The sequence below is a fragment of the Paludisphaera mucosa genome, assembly GCF_029589435.1.
GTDB classification, from domain to species: domain Bacteria; phylum Planctomycetota; class Planctomycetia; order Isosphaerales; family Isosphaeraceae; genus Paludisphaera; species Paludisphaera mucosa.
The window spans coordinates 2,259,453-2,273,753 of sequence record NZ_JARRAG010000001.1 but is presented as its reverse complement, the minus strand read 5'-3'; the positions used below and the strand labels follow the sequence as shown (position 1 = coordinate 2,273,753).

7 protein-coding genes are annotated in these 14,301 nt (G+C 70.8%); 4 read left to right on the top strand and 3 right to left on the bottom strand.

Annotated elements, in window-relative coordinates; genetic code table 11:
- Positions 1 to 36: 36 nt before the first annotated feature.
- The 3 genes from PZE19_RS09100 to PZE19_RS09090 form a co-directional block, all read right to left on the bottom strand.
- Positions 37 to 1,527, bottom strand: coding sequence for a DUF1501 domain-containing protein (locus PZE19_RS09100; protein ID WP_277860272.1), 1,491 nt, complete (start codon positions 1,525 to 1,527; stop codon positions 37 to 39).
- Between the two features lie 17 nt (positions 1,528 to 1,544).
- Positions 1,545 to 3,734 carry a PSD1 and planctomycete cytochrome C domain-containing protein gene (locus tag PZE19_RS09095; RefSeq protein ID WP_277860271.1) on the bottom strand — a complete coding sequence of 730 codons (2,190 nt, stop codon included), beginning with the start codon at positions 3,732 to 3,734 and terminating at the stop codon, positions 1,545 to 1,547.
- Between the two features lie 85 nt (positions 3,735 to 3,819).
- Entirely contained in the window at positions 3,820 to 4,224 is a 405-nt protein-coding gene (locus PZE19_RS09090; protein WP_277860270.1) for a GatB/YqeY domain-containing protein, read from the bottom strand.
- Between the two features lie 167 nt (positions 4,225 to 4,391).
- On the opposite strand from PZE19_RS09090, the gene PZE19_RS09085 reads away from it, so the two are divergent.
- The 4 genes from PZE19_RS09085 (at position 4,392) to PZE19_RS09070 (ending at position 14,174) form a co-directional block, all read left to right on the top strand.
- Complete coding sequence (locus PZE19_RS09085; RefSeq protein WP_277860269.1) at positions 4,392 to 4,682, top strand: hypothetical protein; 291 nt, start codon at positions 4,392 to 4,394, stop codon at positions 4,680 to 4,682.
- A gap of 389 nt (positions 4,683 to 5,071) precedes the next feature.
- Positions 5,072 to 8,134, top strand: a complete 3,063-nt coding sequence (locus PZE19_RS09080; RefSeq protein ID WP_277860268.1) for a hypothetical protein — start codon at positions 5,072 to 5,074, stop codon at positions 8,132 to 8,134.
- A 57-nt stretch (positions 8,135 to 8,191) separates the two neighbouring features.
- Entirely contained in the window at positions 8,192 to 12,973 is a 4,782-nt protein-coding gene (locus PZE19_RS09075) for a GMC oxidoreductase (protein ID WP_277860267.1), read from the top strand.
- A gap of 145 nt (positions 12,974 to 13,118) precedes the next feature.
- Positions 13,119 to 14,174: an SMP-30/gluconolactonase/LRE family protein gene (locus tag PZE19_RS09070; RefSeq protein ID WP_277860266.1), complete on the top strand. Its 1,056-nt coding sequence runs from the start codon at positions 13,119 to 13,121 to the stop codon at positions 14,172 to 14,174.
- Positions 14,175 to 14,301 lie beyond the last annotated feature (127 nt).

Below are 14,301 nucleotides of genomic sequence, written 5' to 3'. Positions count from 1 at the left end.
GGCGAGGCTCCGGAAGAGATCAAGGCGTAAACGGCGTCAGATCAGTTGATGGATCGGCTCGGCCCCTTCGACGCCGACGAGCTTCTGGTCGAGGCCGCCGTAGAAGTAGGACAGGGCGTCGGGATCGAAGCCGAGCTGGTTGAGGATCGTGGCGTGGAGGTTCTTGACGTGGAACCGGTCGTCGACCGCCCGGCTCCCCAGCTCGTCCGTCGTGCCGACGCTGGTCCCCCCCTTGATCCCGCCGCCGGCCATCCACATGGTGAACCCGAACGAGTTGTGGTCGCGGCCGGTCCCCTTCTCGTACTCGGCGGTCGGCTGGCGGCCGAATTCGCCGCCCCAGACGATCAGGGTCTCGTCGAGCAGGCCCCGGCGCTTGAGGTCCTTGATCAGGCCGGCGATGGGCTTGTCGGTGCGGCCGGCGTGCATCGTGTGGTTGGCCACGATGTCGGTGTGGGCGTCCCAGTTGGCGTCGCCGTGCGAGCCGCCCGAGTAGACCTGGATGAACCGCACCCCGCGCTCGACGAGGCGTCGGGCGAGCAGGCACTTGCGGCCGAAGTCGGCCGTCTCGCGGCGGTCGATGCCGTAGAGGGACAGCGTCTCCTCGCTCTCCTGCGCGTAGTCGACGGCCTCGGGGGCGTGCTGCTGCATCTGGAAGGCCAGCTCGTAGCTGGCGATCCGCGCGGCCAGCTCGGAGTTGTCGGCCCGGGCGGCGTGGTGGTCCTCGTTCTTCTCGCGGAGGCGGTCGAGCAGCCGGCGCTGGAGCGGGCGGTCGATCCCCTTGGGGGGCGAGAGGTCGTGGATCGGCACGCCGTCGGCCCGGATGACGGTCCCCTGGTAGACGGCCGGCATGTATCCGCTCGACCAGTTCTTGGGGCCGCTGATCGGCCCGCCGGTCTTGTCGAGCATGACGACGAACCCGGGGAGGTTCTGGTTCTCGCTCCCCAGCCCGTAGGTCGCCCACGAGCCCAGGCAGGGGTGGCCGCTGAGGATCCGGCCCGAGTTCATCATCAGCATGGCCGAGCCGTGGATCGGCGACTCGGCGTACATCGAGTGGATGAACGCCATGTCGTCGACGCACGTACCGACGTTCGGGAAGAGGTCCGAGACCAGCTTGCCCGACTCGCCGTAGGGGCGGAAGGCCCACTTGGGGCCGACGACCCGACCCTCGTTGCGCTTGCCGCCGCGGCCGAAGGTCTTGACCTCGATCGTCTTGCCGTCGAGGGCGTAGAGGTCGGGCTTGTAGTCGAACGTGTCGACGTGGCTGGGGCCGCCGTACATGAACAGGAAGATCACGCTCTTGGCCTTCGCCGGCCTCGGCGGGACCTTGGGGGCGAGCGGGTTGACGAACGGCTTGAGGCCGTCGGCCGCGCGGGCCTGGCTCGCCAGGAAGCCGTCCTGCGAGAGCATCCCCGCGAGCGCCGCCGCGGTGAAGCCGCCGCCCGACTCCCACAGGAATTCGCGTCGCGTACGGCCGCAGAACTGGTTCGTCGACGCTCGGGAGGGGCGGGGCTCGTCTACCGGGTTCATGGCTTCCGCTCCCTCGATCAGTCGAGATAGATGAAGGCGTTGGCGTTGAGCGCCAGCAGGGCGTACTGCACCAGCGCGGCACGCTCGGAGAGGCCCGCCTCCGCCTGCAGCGATCGGATGAACGCGACGTCGCGCCGCGACTCCTCGGCGGAAGGCTCGCGGCCGGTGGTCAGCAGCACGGCCTCGCGGACCTGGGAGGCGAGGTCGCCCGCGCGGCCGGCGGCGAGGCGGTCGGCGAAGTGGGCGGCGTGCTCGTGAGTGAAGGCCCCGTTGAGCAGGCCGAGCGCCTGGGTGGGGACGGTCGTGGTGTAGCGGACGGGGCAGCTCGAATCGGTGTCGGCCGCGTCGTGGGTCGCCAGGATCGGCAGGGCCAGCGACCGCTTGATGTGGACGTAGACGCTCCGCCGCGCCGCCTCGTCGGGCGGGGCGACCTGCCAGCCCTGGCCGGGGACCGACTGGCCGGCGAGCACGTCGGCCGGGATGGGTGGGCAGATCGGCGGCCCGCCGGCCTTCGGGTTGAGCACGCCGCTGACCGACAGGACCGCGTCGCGGACCTCCTCGGCCGTCAGCCGCCGCATCGGGAAGCGCCAGAATTTATGGTTCGCCGGGTCGCGGGCCAGGGCCGCCTCGGAGGCCCGCGACGACATCCGGTAGGCGTTCGAGAGCATGATCAGCCGATGCATCCGCTTGATCGTCCAGCCGCCGTCCAGCAGCTCCGAGGCCAGCCAGTCGAGCAGCTCGGGGTGCGTCGCGGGCTCGCCCAGGCTGCCGAAGTCGTTGGGGGAGGGGACCATGCCGCGGCCGAAATGGTACTGCCAGAGCCGGTTGGCGAGCACGCGGGCGGTCATCGGGTTGCGGCGGTCGGCGAGCCACTCGGCGAGCGCGCGGCGCTTGCCCGCGCCGGGGCCGAACGTCGCCTGGCCCGAGTCGAGGACGACCGGCACGCCGGGTTCGACCTTGGGGCCGGGCAGGTTCGGGTTGCCGCGCAGCAGGACGTGGGGCTCGGCGTGGCCACGTTCGCGGGCGGCCATGACCTCGACGTTGTTCGGGCCGACCTTCCGCGTCTCCAGGCCGGGCTGGGCGCCCATGTCGATGAAGAAGGCCAGCAGCCGGTAGTAGTCGGTCTGGGGGATCGGGTCCTTCTTGTGGTCGTGGCAGCGGGCGCAGTTGATCGTCATGCCCAGGAAGACCTGGCCGACGGTCGAGACGATGCCGTCGAGCGTGTCGTAGCGGGCGAGAGCCCGGTCGGCCGGCTCGTCGTCCCAGATGCCGAGGCGGTAGAAGCCGGTGGCGACCTGGGCCTCGACCGAGTCGGGCGCGACCTCGTCGCCGGCGAGCTGTTCGAGCATGAAGCGGTCGAACGGCTTGTCGCGGTTGAAGGCGTCGACGACGTAATCGCGATATCGCCAGATGAACGGCTTGGCGGCGTCGCGCTCGTAGCCGTTGGTCTCGGCGTAGCGGACGAGGTCCAGCCAGTGGCGGCCCCAGGCCTCGCCGTACTGGGGCGAGGCCAGCAGGCGGTCGACCAGCCGCTCGAAGGCGTCGGACCCGGCATCGGCCTCGAAGGCCTCGACCTCGGCGGGAGTCGGCGGCAGGCCGGTCAGGTCGTAGGTCGCGCGGCGGATCAGGGTGCGGCGGTCGGCCTCGGGGGCCGGGGCGAGGCCGTCGGCCTCCAGCTTCGCGAGCAGGAAGGCGTCGATCGGGTTGCGGGCCCAGGACTGCGTCCGGACCGTCGGGATCGGGGGCCGGACGATCTCGCGGTACGGCCACGTGCCCACCGTCGCCGCGCCGGCGGGCTTCTCGGCCGCCGCCGGCTTCGGCTTGGCGACGTCCATCGACCACGGCGCGCCGGCGGCGACCCAGTCGGCGAGGACCTTCACCTCGGCCTCGGGCAGGCGGCCCGAGGGGGGCATCTCCAGGCCGTCCTCGTAGCGGACCGCCTTGAGCATGAGGCTCTCGTCCGGGGCCTTCACGTCGACGGCCGGGCCGAGGTCGCCCCCCTTGAGGAGCGCCTCGCGGTCGTCGACGCGGAGCCCGCCGCGCGTCTTCTCGCCGCCGTGGCACTTCAGGCAGCGGGTCGCGAGGATGGTCCCGGCCTTCGAGGCGTCGGCCGGCGGGCTCGTCGCGTCCTGGGCGCTCGCGATCGCGACGGACGAGGCGAGCGCGAGCAGCGCCATGGGGGGCCGGACGAGCGGGCGTCGGTGCATGCGTTTCGGCCTCAGGGGGTCAGCGGGCCGGTGGGCGGGGGGCGCGAGCCGTTGGATCAAGGTTAAACAATCGGCTCGCGCGCGGTCAAGGCTGGCTCCGCAGGGCCGCGACCGCCGCCTTGACGTCCTCGGTCTCCACGGGTCGGCCCGCGAGCGCCTTCATGGCGACGCCCAGGGCCATGCCGTCCTTGGCCGCGGCGCGGATCTGGTCGGCGGCCGGCGCGAGGGCTTCGAGGATCTGGTCGGGGCCGAGGCTGGCGGGGACCCACTCGCGGAGCAATTCCAACTCCTCGGCCGTGAAGGTGGTCACGCCCGACTTCGCCTCCTTCAGGACGCTGCGCATCTTCTTGACCGCCTCGGCGTCCTCCATCTCGGCCCCGGTCCCCAGGGTGAGCTGGGCGATCCAGTACCGGAGGAACGCCAGCTTCGCGGCGTCGCGGGCCTTCATGGCGGGGACGAGCTGGGCCCGCATCTTCTGGACGATCGTCATGACCTGGTCGCTCCTGACATTCGGCCCGACCGCGCCGGTTCGCCCGGCCCGTTCGTCGCCCCCTCGATCATCGTCGCGGGAGGTCCGATGTTTCAAGCCGGGCGATCGCGGGGGCCGATGGGAAAAGGGGACGTCCGCACCACGCAATCCACGGAGGGAGGCGAAACATGAGCGCCGAAACGACGCTGACCATCGAGCTGATCCGCTGGACCTTCACCGTCGATCCGGCCCACCGCGGCGAGATCGAGACCTACCTTTTGGACCAGGGCCTCGAAGTCCTGGTTCGGGGCGAGGAGACGATGGTCGCCACCTGGGACGAGCCCGAGGGCGAGATCGAAGAGGTGATCGAGGGGATGTGGGCCATCAACGGCTCCCCCTTCGAGGTGACTCACGAGGAGTTCCACCGGTCCAACCTTTTGCTCTACGACGCCGACGAGGAGACGAAGGCCGTCGCCTGACGACCCGGGGATCGCCGAGGCCTCGAAGCCCCCACGCCCGGCCGACGCAAGCCCGTCGGCCGGGCGTGCTTGCGCGCGGGCCGTCGGAGTCGATCATCTTGGGTCGCTTTAATGGGGATTTTGCTAAAGATTTCGGAGCCAAGCCCGTATAGTAAGTCCGGAATATGGCCCACTTCGACGCGTTAGCATTGCAAGCGCCCGGGTCGCGAGGGCCCGGAAGCCGTCGCGGCGGGCCTCCGAATTCAGGACGTTCGCCGAATCGCCGGATGGTCGAGCCGGGCGATCGCGCGTCCCGGACCACACGCTGATCGAATCCCGGCCGGAGGGCAAGTTTCGGCCGGCGTTCCCTTGCGCATCACCTTCGACGTTCATCCCGGGGGATCCGCGCCATGATTTCCGTGCGAAAGGCTCCGGACCTCGCGACGGCGGGCGCCGCGTCCGGGTTCGGCGCGAGGCCGGCCGGCTTTCGTGGGCCCCGCGGCCTGGCCTGCGGCCTCGTCCTGTCGGCGGCGGTCCTGGGGCCGCTCGGCGGCTGCTCGCGTTCGGGGGGCGTCCCGCCCGACGACGAGGCGATGGTGCGGGCCCGGTTCGCCAACCGCACGCCCCAGGATGCGGCGAAAGACTACGCGCCGCCGCACCGCGATTACTTCCCCAGGATGGACGTCGTCGGGCGGAAGGCCGAGGGGGCGACCGACTGGCCCGATCAGCTCGTCGACCTCCCGCCCACGCCGGCCTCGCCGTCGGACGAGCGCCGACCCGCGATCGGTCTGCGCCCCAAACGGGACGTCGGGGCGCTGCCGTTGAGCGTCTCGGAGGCGATCGGCCGCAACACCTGGATGAGCTGGTGCTCGGGCAACGAGGGCTTCTGGGACTGGTTGGCGAACAACAGCTTCGGCGCCAGCGACCTGCTCAAGCTCCTGGACAGCCGCAACCGCGCGACCGTCTTCCGCGACGCCGGGATCATCAACGAGCCCGAGATGATGCGCACCGGCGCGCCCGAGGCGACGGACTTCGGCCTCTGGCTCAACGTCCCGTCCGACGCCGAACGGCGGGCGGCGCGGGCCGAGTATCTCAAGCGGGTCTTCGATCGCCAGCAGGCCGCCGACTATGACCCGCGGACGACCTACCCCCGCCCCGAAGGCGCCGGGGCCTACGGCGCGGCCGCCACGGCCAAAACGCCGACCCTGCCCCCCGACATCTACGGGCTCTCCAGCGGGGTGATCGGCCTGCGACTCTTTCCGAACCCCAAGTTCGACGGGAAGGCCCGCGCGGCCTGGGACGCCGATCGGTACTACAACGATCCCGACTACTACGGCAACCCCGACCTGGTGCGGCCCTTCCGCGTGGGGATGGCCTGCGCGTTCTGCCACACCTCGTTCCATCCCCTCAACCCGCCCCGCGACATCACCGACCCCCGATGGGAGAACCTCTCGGGGAACACCGGCGCCCAGTATCTGCGGATCCGCGGGGTCTTCGGCAACCTCCTGAACAAGGACAGCTTCGTCTACCACCTGCTGGACAGCCAGCCGCCGGGGACGATCGACACGTCGCTGCTGCCGTCGGACAACATCAACAACACGAACACCATGAACTCGATCTTCGCGCTGCCGCAGCGGGTCGCGCTGTCGCTGAAGAACCCGAAGGAGACGCTCACGCCGGCCTCCGCGAAGTTCCCGTCGCTCTGGGGCGACGCGGAGATCGACAAATCCCCGTCGTATCTGGCGATGGTCGAGTACCTCAAGCAGCTCGAGGCCGACCTGCCCGAGCACGCGGTCGCCGCCGCCGAGCTGGCGAAGTCGAACGAGAACCCCCGCCGCGTCCCGCGCATCCTGCTGGACGGCTCCGACTCGATCGGCGGTTACGGGGCCCTGGCGCGGGTCTACTTGAATATCGGTTCGTACTGGGAGCAGTGGATCCGGATCAATCGCCTGCTCGTCGGGTTCCAGCCCCAGGAGCCCTTCCGGATCGAAGACTGCGAGGCCCACTCGCTCTACTGGATCGCCACCCAGGAACGCGTCGGCCCGATGCGCGACTACTTCCTCAAGATCACTCCGCCGATGCGCCTGCTCGACGTCCAGGACGACCTCGATCGGACGAAGCCCGTCGACGAGCCGTCGTTGAAGGCGAAGGCCGAGCGGGAGAAGGCGGATTTCGCCGAGCTGTTGGCCGCGGAGCGCGCCCGGCGGATCGATACGACCAAGCTCGAGCACGGCCGCCAGGTCTTCGCCCGCAACTGCATCGTCTGCCATTCGAGCATCCAGCCCGCCGAACGCCACGCCGAGATGCAGGCGTTCGCCGATCGCGGGGAGTACTGGGACCACGACCCGGGCCGCTGGCTGGCCGATCCCAGGTACCGGGACTGGGCCAAGGAGATCGTTAAGAAGCCGGCCTTCTGGCTGCACAACTACCTCTCCACCGACTACCGGATTCCGATCGACTACGTCGGCACGAACTCGGCCCGCGCCGTGGCGACCAACGCGATGACGGGCCACATGTGGCAGGACTTCAGCTCGGCCGACTACCAGAAGCTCCCCCCCGAGGGGGCGATCTCGTTCTTCAACCCGTTCCTGGGCGAATCGGGCGGGCCCGACCAGTACACGCCGCGGCACAAGACGGCGTCGGGCGTGGCGGCCGGCGGCGGCGGGCCGGGGTTCTACCGGGTTCCGACCCTGGTCTCGATCTGGGCCGGCGCGCCCTTGCTGCACAACAACAGCCTCGGCCTCTTCAACAACGACCCCTCGGTCGACGGCCGCCTGCTGGCGTTCGACGACGCGATCCGCAAGCTCCTCTGGCCCGACCGGCGGTTGGAAAGCTCCAGCTACAACGGCGCGACCCCGGAACGGCTGAAGCAGGATCACGGGCTCATCTGGCGCACGCCGGTCGAGACCTGGCTCACGATCCCCGCGCGGCACGTCCCGTACCTCGCGATCACGAACGTCGATTTCCTGATGGAGACGCTCGGCGCGCACCCCTGGCTCCGGGATCGCCGGCTGCTCTTCCTGCCCGCGGCGTTCGTCGTGCTCGCCCTGTTCGGGCTGCTCCGGGCGACCAGCCTCAGGCGGCGGTGGCTCTGGGGTTACATTCCGCTGTTCGCCGCGCTCGGCCTGGCCTTCGTCATGGCCTTCCTGCTCGGCCGCGTCGGCGAGGTGCGGCTCGGGCCGATCCCCGAGGGGACGCCGGTCAACCTGCTGGCGAACATCAACCCCGAGGCCGACCCGGAGAAGCTCCGGAAGGCCGCGGCGCTCACCACGAAGGCGCTGGCGGAGATCCGCGAACGGGGCTTGAAGGCCGAGGCCACGCAGAAGGTCCTGCACGACCAGGTCGCCCCGGCCCTGCTGGAAGTGAGCAAATGCCCCGACCTCGTGATGGACCGGGGCCACGATTTCCCCTGGTTCAAGACCATGACCGACGACGACAAGGACGCGCTGATCGAGTTGCTGAAGACCTTCTGAGCGGTCGCCGGACCGCGCGGCGATCCGGCCCGACAGGCGTGAACCTCGAGGCGAGCCATGACGACGGCCGAGACGGACGTCCCCCGGCATGAGGGATTCGACTACATCGTCGTGGGCTCCGGGGCGGGCGGGGGCCCGCTGGCGGCCCGGCTGGCCCTGGACGGCTGCCGGGTGCTCGTGATCGAGGCCGGCTCGCACGGCGGGCCCGCCGACGCGCCCGAGGTCAGCCTGGTCCCGGGCCTGCACGCCGACTCCAGCGAGGATCCGAAGCTGAGCTGGCGGTTCTTCGTGAAGCACTACGAGAACCCCCCGGCCGGCCCCGACCCCAAGTGGCACGAGCCCGACCGGGCGAACCACGAGGACGCCTCCCACGCGGGGATCTTCTACCCCCGCGCCGCGGCGCTCGGCGGCTGCACGATCCACAACGCGATGATCACCATCGCCGGCCCCGACTCCGACTGGGACGACCTGGCGGTCTACCTCGACGACGATTCGTGGCGGTCCGCCGCGATGAGGGCCTACTTCGAGAAGCTCGAGCGCAACCAGTACCTGCCGAGGCCGAAGCCCCTGCCGACGAGGTTCCTGGGCCGGGCCTGGGAGGGCTTCCTCTGGCTGATCGGCAAGGACGTCGACCACACCGGGGGGCGGCACGGCTACGCCGGCTGGCTCCGCACGAGCGTGCTCGACCTGAAGCTCGGCCTGGGCGACCGGCAGTTGATCGGCATGATCAAGGCGGCCCTCAAGCAGGTGTCGGCGACCGGGCTCGACGGCGGCTGGACCTGGGCCCGGACGATCCTCCGCGGTCGGGCCTCGCAGGCGCTCGACCCCAATCACGCGACCACCCAGGCCGAGAGCCCGGAGGGCGTGGTCCTCATCCCGCTGGCCGTCTGCGGCCGGGAGACGCCGAATCACGAGGATCCGGCCGCGCCGAACGTCCGTCGCGGGCGGCGCTCCGGCCCGCGCGAGAGGCTGCTCGAGGTCGTCGGCGCCCACCCCGATCGGCTCGTGATCATGACCGACTGCCTGGTGAGCCGCGTCCTCTTCGACCATTCGGCCCTGCCGCGCGCCGTGGGGGTGGAGTTCCGCCGGGGCGCCCGGCTCTACCGAGCCCACGTCAGCCCCAGCGACGAGGCGGGGACGCTGGAGCGGGCCTTCGTCAAGCCGGGCGGCGAGGTCGTCCTCTGCGGCGGCTCGTTCAACACGCCCCAGCTCCTGATGCTCTCGGGAATCGGCGACCCCGAGGCGCTGGCGCGACTGGCCGAGCAGGCCGGCGACCCGACCCTCTGCGCCCTCCGCGACGGGTATTCGGAAGTCATCCGCGGCGAGGACCAGGCCCCCCGTCGCATCGACCTGCCCGGCGTGGGCCGCAACCTGCAAGACCGCTACGAGGTCTCTCTCGTCAGCGAGATGCAGGCCGACTTCCCGCTCCTCGAAGGGGCCAAGGTCCGGTCGGACCCCGCCCGGCCGTCGTCCGACCCCCACCTCCAGGAGTGGCGCGAGCAGGGGACGGGCCTGTACGCTTCCAACGGGGCCATCCTGGGGATCTTCAAGCGATCGTCCCCGGAACAGCCGCAGCCGGACCTGTTCATCTTCGGCGCGCCCCTGCCGTTCAAGGGCTACTCGGTCGGCTATTCGGCCGTCGGCGAGCAGCACGATAAGTTCTCGTGGGTGATCCTCAAGGGAAGGACGCGCAACAACGGCGGCGTCGTCCGCCTCCGCACGACCGACCCCCGCGACACGCCCGAGATCAACTTCCACTACTTCAACGAGGAGTCCCGGCCCGGCGCGTCGTTGCAGGACCCGGACCTGCACGCGCTCGTCGACGGCGTGAAGTTCGTGAGGGGGATATCGCGGAACGCGCGGCTGTTCGTCAAGAAGGAACTGCATCCCGGGGAGGCCGTCCCGACGGACGACGACGCCGCGATCCAGAGGTGGATCCTCCGCGAAGCGTGGGGCCACCACGCCTGCGGGACCTGCCGGATGGGCCCGACCGGCGACCCGTCGGCCGTGCTCGACGCGAGGTTCGGCGTCCGCAAGGTCCACGGCCTCCGGGTTGTCGACGGCTCGATCTTCCCGCTGATCCCGGGCTACTTCCTGGTCACGAACATCTACATGGCCAGCGAGAAGGCCGCCGACGTCCTGATCGAGGACGCGCGCCAGCGGCGCGACGACGCCCCGGAGTACCCCGCCGAGCTGCGCCGGCGCGAGTCGAAGGCGCTCGGCCGGCGTCGGGCCCGGGTCGCCGAGTCGCCCGACAACACGGGCGCCCCGCTGACGACGATCGACGGGACGACGCCGACGTGGCCCGACGACGTGACGGGTCTTGCCCTGTCGGGCGGGGGCGTGCGGAGCGCGACGTTCAACCTGGGCGTGCTCCAGGCGCTGGCGCGGGCGAAGCGGCTGAGGCGGGTCGACTTCCTGTCGACGGTCTCCGGCGGCGGCTACATCGGCTCGTTCCTGGGCCGCGCCTTCGACCGCCTGCGCAGGACGCCGGTGCAGGGGATCGGCGGCCGCGACTACCCGCCGGGCCCCTCGCACGTCGAGGGCGCGCTGATCCACCCGGGCTCGCCCGAGATCGCCTGGCTGCGGCGGCAGAGCAACTACCTCGCGCCCGCGGGGGCCGGCGACGACCGGGTGAACGCGGCCAACTACTTCCGCAACTTCGTGAGCGTCCACCTCGTCCTGGGGGCCCTGTTCTTCGCCCTCTTCGGCACGATGGACGCCGTCCGCTACAAGCTGCTGAGCCCGGTCCTGGCGTTCACGAGGCTGGTGGCGGTGGGCGGCGGCGGGACGCCGATCGGCCACCTGCTGGAGGGGATCTTCGGGGCCTTCTACAGCCCCTGGTTCCTGGTGGCCGAAGGCATCCTGCTGCTCCTTGTCGTGCCGCTGGGGATCGGCTTCTGGCTGGTCTCTCAGGACCGCGACGAGCGGTTCCAGGGGCCGACGCTGGTCTTGCTGCTGCTGGTGGCGTCGGGGCTGATCGGCCTCGCCCTGTACTTCGGGCTGCAGACCGAGCCCCTGCTGCTGGGGCTGTCGAGCCTGCTGGCCTTCGTTCACGTCGAGATGGCCTGGGCCCGCGGGCGGAGGCGCCAGGCGGCGCTCGGGGCGGGCGACGAGAACACGCAGCGGCTGCGCACGCGGAACATCCTCACGTACGACCTGGGGTTCGCGATGACCCTGGCCGCCGGGGCCCTCGCCCTGGCCGTCGTGGACACGATCGGCTATTCGCTCCAGCAATACACGGCCCGGAACGACGCCTACATCCGGGCCTTCTCGACGTTCTTCATCACGATCGTCGGCCTGGTCCCGCTGGGCCGGATGCTCGCCGGGATGTTCGTGCCGACCCGCGGGCCCGCCGTCGAGTCGTCCTCGTCGTCGCGCGACTTCCAGGCCCAGGTCGGGGCGGGGCTGCTGGCCGCGGTCCTGTTCGCGGTGCCGCTGATCCTCTATTCGTTCGCGGCCCACGCGGCCTTTCAGGGCGGGGATTCGTACTGGCGAGGTCTCATCGCCACGGTCGCCGCGCTGGTCGTCTCGGCCGTCCTCGCCCACCCGCGGGCGCTCACGTTCGTCAATCGCTCGTCGTTCTCGGACATGTACGCCGCGCGGCTGGCGCGGGCCTACCTCGGCGCCTCGAACCCCGTGCGGCGGCGGCCCGGCTCGGCGGACGTCACCGAGGTCATCGCCGGCGACGACGTCCCCACGCTGAAGGACTACCTCCCCCACGAGATGGGGGGCCCGTTCCACCTGATCAACCTGACGGTCAACCAGACGATCGACTTCTCCTCGCTCCGAGGCAACCGCGACCGCAAGGGGGAGAGCCTCGCCGTGAGCCCGATCGGGATGACCGTCGGCACGCGCTGGCACTCGGCCTGGGGCGCCGACGTCGGCCGGGCCGGGGCGAAGACGCTGCGGACCCGCGTGAAACCCCTCAACGCCGGTCCGGGCTCAGATCACCCGGCGCTCGACGTCACCGGCGAGGCGAGCGGCAAGGTCGAGATGCTCTCGCTCCGGGAGTGGGTCGCGCTCTCCGGGGCGGCCATCGGACCGGGGCGGGGCCAGTCGACCCGGCTCGGCACGGCGCTGCTGTTCGGCCTGGCCAACCTCCGCACCGGCCGCTGGTGGGACAGCGGGCTGGCGCTGTCCGGGCGGCGCGGGTTCCCCGCCCTCAGCTTCCTCCGACGGCTCGTCTACGCCGTGCCGCGGACCTTCCTGACGCACACCCTGCTGATCTCGGAATGGCTGGCGCTCTATCCCGGCCCGTGGGGCCGCTACTGGCACGTCTCCGACGGCGGGTTCTTCGAGAACATGGGCGGCTACGAATTGATCCGCCGCCGCGTGCCCAGGATCATCGTCTGCGACGGCAGCGCCGACCCGGACTACACGATGGAGGGCCTGGGCGAGCTGATCCGCAAGGTCCGGATCGACTTCGACGCCTACGTCGAGCCGTTCACGGACGCGGAGCTGGACGCCCTGGTGACCGGGGGCGACATGCCCGCCGCCGTGCGCGGCCGGCTCGGGACCATCGACGAGTTGGTGCCGGCCGCGGTCGCCGGATCGACCGGCCCGAAGCGGTCGCGGAAGCACGCGGCGCTCTACCGCGTCCGCTACGACGAGGAGACCGTGGCGACCTCGCTGCTCCTCTACCTGAAGACCTCCCTCACGGGCGACGAGGAGGTCGACGTCGCCGAGTACAAGGCGCTCCATTCCGACTTCCCGCACGAGAGCACCGCCAACCAGTTCTTCGACGAGGCCCAGTGGGAGAGCTACCGCAGCCTCGGCGAGCACGTGGCCGCGGGGCTCTTCGGCGATCCCGACTGGTTCTGGAGAGTGAGACCTTGAAGGCTTCGCAGTCGAGGCGTCTCCCTCAGCTTCGACGCCGCCGGCGCGACCGCCGCCGCGTTGCGAGGGCCCCGGCGATCGGATACCTTCGGGTCGCGGGACGACCCGCCGCACGCCAGCCACGACAATAGGGAGACGCCGACATATGAACCAGGTTCGTCGATTCAGGCCGCGGACGTCGCGAGCCTCGTTCCGCCTGTGCCTCGTCGCGACCGCGTTGCTCGCCGGCCGCGAGGCGGCGGCGCAGGAGCCGCCGACGCTGGGGGCGATCGAACGCCTCGACCCGGCGCTCGACCGGCTCATCCCGCCCGGCGCACGCGTCGAGCGGATCGCCGAGGGCTTCGACTGGTCCGAGGGGACCGTCTGGGACTCCACCGTCGGGCGGCTGCTGTTCTCCGACGTGCCCGAGAACGTCGTGCACCAGTGGATGAAGGCGAAAGGGACGTCCGTCGCCCTCAAGCCCAGCGGTTACACCGGCTCCGTCGGCCGGGGCGGCGAGCCGGGCTCGAACGGCCTGACCTTCGACGAGAAGGGCCGGCTCGTCCTCTGCCAGCACGGCGACCGCCGGATCGCCCGTCTCGAAGCCGACGGCAAGTTCACCACCCTCGTCGACCGTTATGAGGGCAAGCGCCTCAACAGCCCCAACGACGGCGCCTTCAAGTCCAACGGCGACTTCTACTTCACCGACCCGCCCTACGGCCTGCTGGGCGACAACCACGACCAGGGCAAGGAGCTGGCCTTCAACGGCGTCTACAAGCTCGGCGTCGACGGCCGACTGACGCTCCTGACGCGCGAGTTGAGCTTCCCCAACGGCATCGCCTTCTCGCCCGACGAGAAGACCCTTTACGTCGCCAACTCCGACCCCAAACGGGCGATCTGGATGGCCTATCCCGTCGCCGCCGACGGCACGCTCGGTGCCGGCAAGGTGTTCGCGGACGTCACGCCCCTGGCCGGCAAGCGTAAAGGGTTGCCCGACGGCCTGAAGGTCGACGACGCCGGCAACGTCTTCGCGACCGGCCCGGGAGGCGTCCTGATCTTCTCGCCCGCGGGCAAGCACCTGGGGACGCTCGCCACCGGCGAGGCCTGCGGCAACTGCGCCTGGGGCGAGGACCGCAGCGTCTTCTACATCGCCTCGGACATGTACATCGGCCGCATCCAGACGACGACGAAGGGCCCGATCCCGGGCGTCCCGCAACCCTGACTTTGCGCGGGGCGCGTCCTTCCGAGGCGGTCCCTCAGTGTCGTAGCGCCGACCCTCCGACGCCTTCCCCCCTCGTGGGGGAAGTCAGACCCCGAAGGGGTCGGATGAGGGGGAGGACGAGCGAGGA